At 51.3% G+C, this 7,015-nt stretch carries 7 protein-coding genes; all 7 read left to right on the plus strand.

The window, feature by feature from the left end:
- Positions 1 to 70 precede the first annotated feature (70 nt).
- The 7 genes from Q3886_RS07190 to eno all read left to right on the plus strand — a co-directional run bounded on the left by Q3886_RS07190 (position 71) and on the right by eno (position 6,906).
- Positions 71 to 1,096 (plus strand): methionine ABC transporter ATP-binding protein, encoded by a 1,026-nt coding sequence (locus Q3886_RS07190; protein WP_301860611.1) that lies wholly within the window; start codon positions 71 to 73, stop codon positions 1,094 to 1,096.
- Entirely contained in the window at positions 1,093 to 1,752 is a 660-nt protein-coding gene (locus tag Q3886_RS07195) for a methionine ABC transporter permease (protein WP_301860612.1), read from the plus strand. The genes Q3886_RS07190 and Q3886_RS07195 overlap by 4 nt, the downstream gene beginning before the upstream one ends.
- A 51-nt stretch (positions 1,753 to 1,803) precedes the next feature.
- Positions 1,804 to 2,637: a MetQ/NlpA family ABC transporter substrate-binding protein gene (locus Q3886_RS07200; protein WP_301860613.1), complete on the plus strand. Its 834-nt coding sequence runs from the start codon at positions 1,804 to 1,806 to the stop codon at positions 2,635 to 2,637.
- Between the two features lie 158 nt (positions 2,638 to 2,795).
- Positions 2,796 to 3,758, plus strand: a complete 963-nt coding sequence (locus Q3886_RS07205) for a metal-sensing transcriptional repressor (RefSeq protein ID WP_301860614.1) — start codon at positions 2,796 to 2,798, stop codon at positions 3,756 to 3,758.
- 78 nt (positions 3,759 to 3,836) lie between these two features.
- Complete coding sequence (locus Q3886_RS07210) at positions 3,837 to 4,631, plus strand: macro domain-containing protein (protein WP_301860615.1); 795 nt, start codon at positions 3,837 to 3,839, stop codon at positions 4,629 to 4,631.
- 19 nt (positions 4,632 to 4,650) lie between these two features.
- The gene (locus Q3886_RS07215) at positions 4,651 to 5,448 is read left to right on the plus strand and encodes a CpXC domain-containing protein (RefSeq protein WP_301860617.1); all 798 of its coding nucleotides are present in this window, start codon (positions 4,651 to 4,653) and stop codon (positions 5,446 to 5,448) included.
- Between the two features lie 168 nt (positions 5,449 to 5,616).
- Positions 5,617 to 6,906 carry a phosphopyruvate hydratase gene (gene eno / locus Q3886_RS07220; protein WP_367881559.1) on the plus strand — a complete coding sequence of 430 codons (1,290 nt, stop codon included), beginning with the start codon at positions 5,617 to 5,619 and terminating at the stop codon, positions 6,904 to 6,906.
- The last annotated feature ends 109 nt before the right edge of the window (positions 6,907 to 7,015 follow it).

Here is a 7,015-nt window from a genome sequence, read left to right on the forward strand (position 1 = left end):
CTGTATCCGGCATCGGCGTATATGGCTGATCTGGCAGTGCGGGCAGTCGATACATTAAAGGGGAAATATAATGATTAAATTTTTAGATGTAAGTAAATCCTTTTCCGGTAAAGGCGAAACGGTCCATGCTCTGCAGCATGTGTCCTTTACCATTGAAGACGGCGATATATTCGGCGTTATCGGCTTCAGCGGTGCCGGCAAATCGACGCTTCTGCGCATGGTCAATGCCCTGGAAAAGCCGACCGACGGCCATGTGGAAATTGACGGACAGAATATTGATACCCTGTCTCATAGTGAACTGCGTAAGGTACGCAAGAAAATCGGCATGGTCTTTCAGCAGTTCAACCTGCTGGAATCGAAATCTGTATACGATAATGTGGCCATTCCGCTGGTCCTGAATAAAACGGAGAAGTCCGCCATTCATGCCCGGGTCATGGAGCTTTTGGAATTCGTCGGCCTCGCCGATAAAGCCCAGGCCTATCCGAGTCAGCTGTCTGGCGGACAGAAACAGCGTGTCGGCATTGCCCGGGCCCTGGCGACGAACCCGTCTATTCTGCTGTGCGATGAAGCGACGAGTGCCCTTGATCCGGAAACGACAGACGCTATTTTGCGGCTTCTGGAAAAAATCAACCGCGAACTGAATATTACCATTCTCGTCGTTACGCATCAGATTCAGGTTATTCAGCAGCTGTGCAACCGCGTCGCCGTCATGGAACACGGCAACGTCGTCGAATTGGGCAGCGTCCTCGATGTATTCAGCAATCCCAAGCAGGATATGACCCGGCGGTTTGTCCAGACCGTCATTCCCGACCGCATTCCTGACAGCGTAGCTGCGGGCCTGAAAGCCCAGAAGACGCCGTACAGCCTGCTGCGAATCCGCTTCCTCGGCGATAATGCAACGGACAACATTCTCTACCACATCAATACGGTGCTCCAGGTAGAAACGAATATCGTCTTCGCCTCGGTCTGTGAACTGCAGCATACAGTACTGGGTATTTTTATCATTCAGGTTATGGGAGATCACGATACGGTACAGAAGGTAACGGATTATATTGACTCCCAGAACATTCAATGGCAGGAGGTACATCTTTCATGATAGACTTAGGCGTTCCAAACGAACAGATTTTACTGGCTGCCCAGCAGACGATCTACATGGTCTTCGTTTCGCTGGTTATCGGTACGATTATTGCCGTCATTATGGCCGTTACGCTGGTGCTGACCAACTCTGACGGCATCTTGAAAAACAAATATATTTTCAATGTCCTCAATACGGTCATCAACATTATCCGCAGTATTCCCTTCATCATCCTGATGGTCTTTATTTTACCGCTGACCAAGATGATTGTCGGTACCCGTATTGGCACGACTGCCGCTCTGGTACCGCTGATTATCTTCATAGCGCCATACCTGACGCGGCTCTTTGAAAACTCCATTCTCGACGTAAGCAAGGGTATCGTCGAAGCGGCGCAGGCCATGGGAGCATCGTACTTTGAAATTGTCTGGTACTTCCTGCTTCCGGAAGCGAAGAGTTCGCTGATTCTGTCCGTTACGACCGGCACGATCGGCCTTATTGGTGCGACTGCCATGGCCGGTGCCATCGGTGCCGGCGGTGTCGGCGACCTGGCCCTGACCTACGGGTATGAACGGATGAATACGCCGCTCATGATGTTTACAGTCGTCATTCTGGTTATTTTTGTGCAGATCATTCAGTCTATTGGCAATCACTTTGCTTTTAAGACGCGAAATCACTGATTGCGTGTCTTGCTATTATATTACATCAATATTATATTGGGGGAGTTAGTTATGAAATTGACAGCATGGAAAAAATTAGGCGTTCTGGCAATGGTCCTGGCTCTGGGAGCCTCAGTTCTCGCCGGCTGCGGCGGCGACAATGCCAGCAGCAGTGCCAAGAAAGAATTAACATACGGAAGGTCTCAGGGACCGTATTCGGAATTGTTTGAACAGGGCGTCAAACCGATTCTGGAAAAGAAAGGCTACAAGATTACGGGCAAAGACATGTCGGACCTCCTGCAGGCTGACGTAGCGCTGAATGAAGGGGAAGTAGACTTCAACGTCGAACAGCATACGGCGTATATGGAAAACTTCAACCAGAAACAGGGCGGCCATCTGGTTGCGCTGACACCGATTCCGACCGTTCCGGCCGGTATTTATGCCGGATCGAAGACCTCTTTGGATCAGGTTGCTGACGGCGATACCGTTGCCGTTCCGAATGATGCAGCCAACACGGCCCGTGCTTATGCGCTGCTGCAGAAAGCTGGCTGGATTAAACTGGATCCGAAAAAAGACCTGTCTACCGTTACGCAGCAGGATATTATCGAAAATCCGCATAATCTGAAATTTACGGAAATGAAATCTCTGAATATCCCCGCTGTCCGCAGCGATTTTGCCTTCATCGTCATTACAGGATCCATCGTATATAATGCGAAAATCGATCCGTCTACGGCATTGATGAAAGAAGATATTCTGCCTCATCTGCTCCTGCAGCTGGTCGTAGAAGACAAGAACAAAGATGCTCAGTGGGCTAAAGACATTGTCGCTGCCTACCATTCCGATGAATTTAAGGAATACCTGAAGACCCACAACAATGGCTTGTGGTTTGTTCCGGAAAACAAGTAATACTGTCCTGACATTGGGTCAAAACGCTTCATACGTTGGTGTGAAGCGTTTTTTATTATGTAATGTATTGCCTTTTCATGACATAAAAAATGCCCTATAATAGATATATTCATGTAATACACGTAAAGGAGTCTGTACGAATATAGCGCAGGCAGCTGGTGAAGAAATTGGATAAAGATCATATCTTTTTTGAAAATTATGCCGGTACATGGGACCGGGATCGAAAGGAAGACCGACAGAAGCTGGAATATCTCCTGCAGCTGGCGGGCATTCAGCCTGGGCAGTACCTGCTTGATGCCGGCTGTGGCACAGGTATTCTCCTGCCCTATCTCAGCGATGCTGTCGGCGAAGAAGGCCAGGTGGAAGGCATGGACTATTCGCGGCAAATGCTGAAGCGGGGGCAAGAAAAATTCGGCAGTCTGCCAAATGTCGTCTTTACGGAAGGAAATTTGCTGAAATATTCTTTTCCTCCTCACGTCTATGACGGAGTTATTTGTTTAAATATATATCCTCACCTGTATCAGCACAGCCGGGAATTTTTCCGCACTGTCTTTCAGGCGTTGAAGCAGGACGGCTACTTCGTCATCATGCACGATATGCCGCGGCAGCAGGTAAACCGTATTCACAGCCGTGCAGATAGTAGTGCAGCAGTACTGCCGCCGGTGGACATGATGGCAGCATCTCTGATCAGTGCGGGGTTTTCCGTCTATGCGGCCATGGATACGGAAGACTATTATTTTATCAAGGTTGTAAAGAAGCATGATGAGCCGTATATTCACGAGACTGCCGGAGAAGACGACGAGATGCTGTCGATGCCGGCTTCCCATGGCGGTCACGCTGCAGGGGAGCACCATCATCACAGTCATACACAGACGAAAGTTGTCCTGAACCGGCTGGCCCGGGTCAGCGGCCATCTGGAAGCCATACGGCGAATGGTGGAAGACGGCAGGGACTGCAGCGATATCCTGATTCAGCTGGCTGCTGTTCATTCAGCCATTGGCAGCGTGAGCAAGGTGATTTTAAAAGACCACATTGATCACTGCATTGTCGATGCCATTCGCAGCCACGATACGGATGCGGTGGAGCACCTGAAAAAGGCTATCAGCACGCTTATGAAATAGGCGGCGCAGCAGTCGGAAACAGAGAAAACTATGATATAATACAACCAGAGTTATGTATACCGTAAAGGATGTGATACTATGCAGTTTCGCGTATTGCTGGGCGATATAACGACGTGGCACGCTGACGGAATCGTGAATTCAGCCAGCTCCAGCCTGCTGGGACTCAGCGGCGGCACTGACAACGCCATTCACCGGGCCGGGGGCATTTCCCTGACTTCTGCCTGCCGTGCGCTGAAAGGCTGCCATACTGGCGATGCCAAAGTAACTTTTGGCTATAAACTGCCGGCGAAATACGTCATTCATGCTGTTGGGCCCATCTGGGTCGGCGGCAAGCGGGGCGAAGAAGAAGAGCTTGTTTCCTGTTACCGCAAAAGCCTGCTCCTGGCAGAAGAAAAAAAGATAGGATATCTGGCGTTTACATCGATCAGCACGGAAGACAAGCGCTATCCCCGTCAGCGGGCGGCAGCGGCAGTCATTCCGGTCATTCTTTCAGAAGGCGCATATTTTACCCGTATCGACATGGTCTGCACCGACGAAGCCATGCAGGACATATACACGCGGGCTGCTGTTCTGTTCTGGCTCCGCCGACTGAATGACGGCCATTGCGATGGACAGAGCAGTCTGGTAGACGAAGCGATGATTGCCCTGGTCATGCTGCGCGTCAGCGCTGACAAGCCCGATCCCATTGCCCTGGCTGAACGGGTACGGCAGATGCGGCGCGTTTTGCGGCCCTTTCTGGATATGAGTCAGCCGCGGAGTATTTTGGATATGGAACAGGCCGCCGATCAGGTCATGGCGTCGTACCGGACACTGGACGAGCTGCAGGCGGACAGTAATCTTGGCGACACAGTGCCGCCGTATTATCAGGCCTAGGGAAGGAGAAACAGTATATATGGGAACACGAGAAACAACAATCAAGGTTACATGTCCGGCGTGCCATCATGCCGGCACCTTTGCCGCCTGGGACTGCATTGATGGAGGCGAGGCGCCGGAACTGCGGCACCGCATCCTTCATGACGACACCTTGTTTTTTTATGAATGTCCTAAGTGTCACAGGCAGGTTCGTATAGAAGCACCTTGTCTGTACATCGACCGGGACCGGAAGTTCATGGTCTGGCATCTGCCGGAGCAGAAGGCGCCCGTTTTTGCAGATGAAGCATGCCAGACTGCCGGCATTGTTGAGGCTGAGGGATATGTCTGCCGCCTGGCTCTGACCTGGGGCGAATGGCGGGAAAAGATACTGGAACTGGAAAGCGGCTATGACGACAGGCTGTATGAAATTATCAAGTACGGAGCCTATCAGCTGATTCGCAAAGAAGATCGGGAAAAACTGCCCGTTCAGGCCTATCACATTGATTATGACAGTGACAGCAGTGCTGCCGATGCCCTGGCGCTGGTATTTATGGACCAGACGAAGAAGGGAATGGGCTATACCTATCCCGTTACAGCCCGCGTCCGGGACGTTACGAGTGAACTGTTTCAGCCTCTGCTGGACCGGCTGCCGGCCGATGAAGGACCGAAGCGGCTGTACCGGTATAACTATGACTGGGCGAAACAGTTTGTGGAATACGTCATGCACTGGGCCTCTTCACAGGACAGCGGCACAGCTTACAGAAAGCTCCTGGGATTCTGGATTCAGACGCTGGGAAAAGAACTGTTTCAGCAGCCTGTAACTCCTAAACAGGGATAATATACAGCCCTGGAGGGACAAAGTCGTCCCACTAACTTTTACCTGTTCTATATACTAGATTGCGGCCCGTGGTGTATAATACGAGTATAGACTGTATATGCCGTTTACATACTGCGGCAATAGAATGGGAACATACTGTACAACAAAGGAGACTGGATACTCATGATACTGAAAGATATTACTATCGAACAGGTTATTGGCAGAGAAATTATCGACTCCCGGGGCAACCCTACGGTAGGCGTTGACGTCGTTCTGAGCAATGGCGTTGTAGGCCATGGCGCATCGCCCAGCGGCGCTTCGACGGGGCAGTTTGAAGCATTGGAACTGCGCGACGGCGATGCATCGCGGTTTGGCGGCAAAGGCGTTTCCAAAGCTGTAGCCAATGTAAACGGCCCGATCTGCGAAGCTCTGAAAGGCGTAAGCCCCTTCGATATTTACGCTGTCGATAAGATCATGATAGACCTGGATGGCACAACCGATAAATCCAAACTGGGCGCCAATGCCATTCTGGCCGTATCCATTGCCTGCTCCAAAGCAGCTGCAGAAGCCCTGCACATTCCGCTGTACCGGTATTTTGGCGGCGTAAACGGCAATCGCCTGCCTGTACCGATGATGAATATCCTGAACGGCGGCGCTCATGCAGCCAATACGGTAGACGTACAGGAATTCATGATTATGCCTGTTGGCGCACCGACTTTCCGCGAAGGCCTGCGGTGGTGCACGGAAGTATTCCATGCCCTGGCTTCCCTGCTCAAAGCCAAGGGACTGGCTACGTCTGTCGGCGATGAAGGCGGCTTTGCTCCCAATCTGGGCAGTGATGAAGAAGCCATTCAGTATATCCTCAGTGCTGTTGAAAAAGCAGGCTACAAACCGGGAACGGATTTCGTCCTCGCTCTCGATGCAGCAGCCAGCGAATGGAAAGGCGAAAAAGCCGGCACCTATGTGCAGCCGAAATGCGGCAAATCCTTTACGTCGGAAGAACTGGTGGCTCACTGGAAGCACCTCGTCGAAACATATCCCATTTACTCCATCGAAGACGGCCTGGATGAAGAAGACTGGGAAGGCTGGAAGAAGATGACGCAGGAACTGGGCCAGTCCGTACAGCTCGTCGGCGACGACTTATTCGTTACCAACACGCAGCGCCTGGCCAAAGGCATTGCCAATGGCTGCGGTAACGCCATCCTGATTAAGCTCAACCAGATCGGCACAGTCTCGGAAACGCTGGAAGCCATTAAAATGGCCCATAAAGCTGGCTACAATGCCGTCGTATCCCACCGTTCCGGTGAAACGGAAGATACGTCCATTGCCGATTTGGCTGTAGCACTGAATGCAGGTCAGATCAAGACAGGCGCACCAAACCGCAGCGAACGGGTTGCCAAATACAACCGCCTCCTGGTTATTGAAGAAGAACTGGGCAGCGCTGCCGTATACCCCGGCATGAAAACCTTCGGGAAATAAAAGAGAATACATGAGATGAATACGAAATCGGGCTGTCCCAGTGGGATGGCCCGGTTTTTTGCTGGGGGAGTCTTGCACAGCAGATAAAATATGTGCTATTATATAGCAT

This window comes from uncultured Megasphaera sp. (assembly GCF_958350005.1).
Taxonomy (GTDB): domain Bacteria; phylum Bacillota; class Negativicutes; order Veillonellales; family Megasphaeraceae; genus Megasphaera.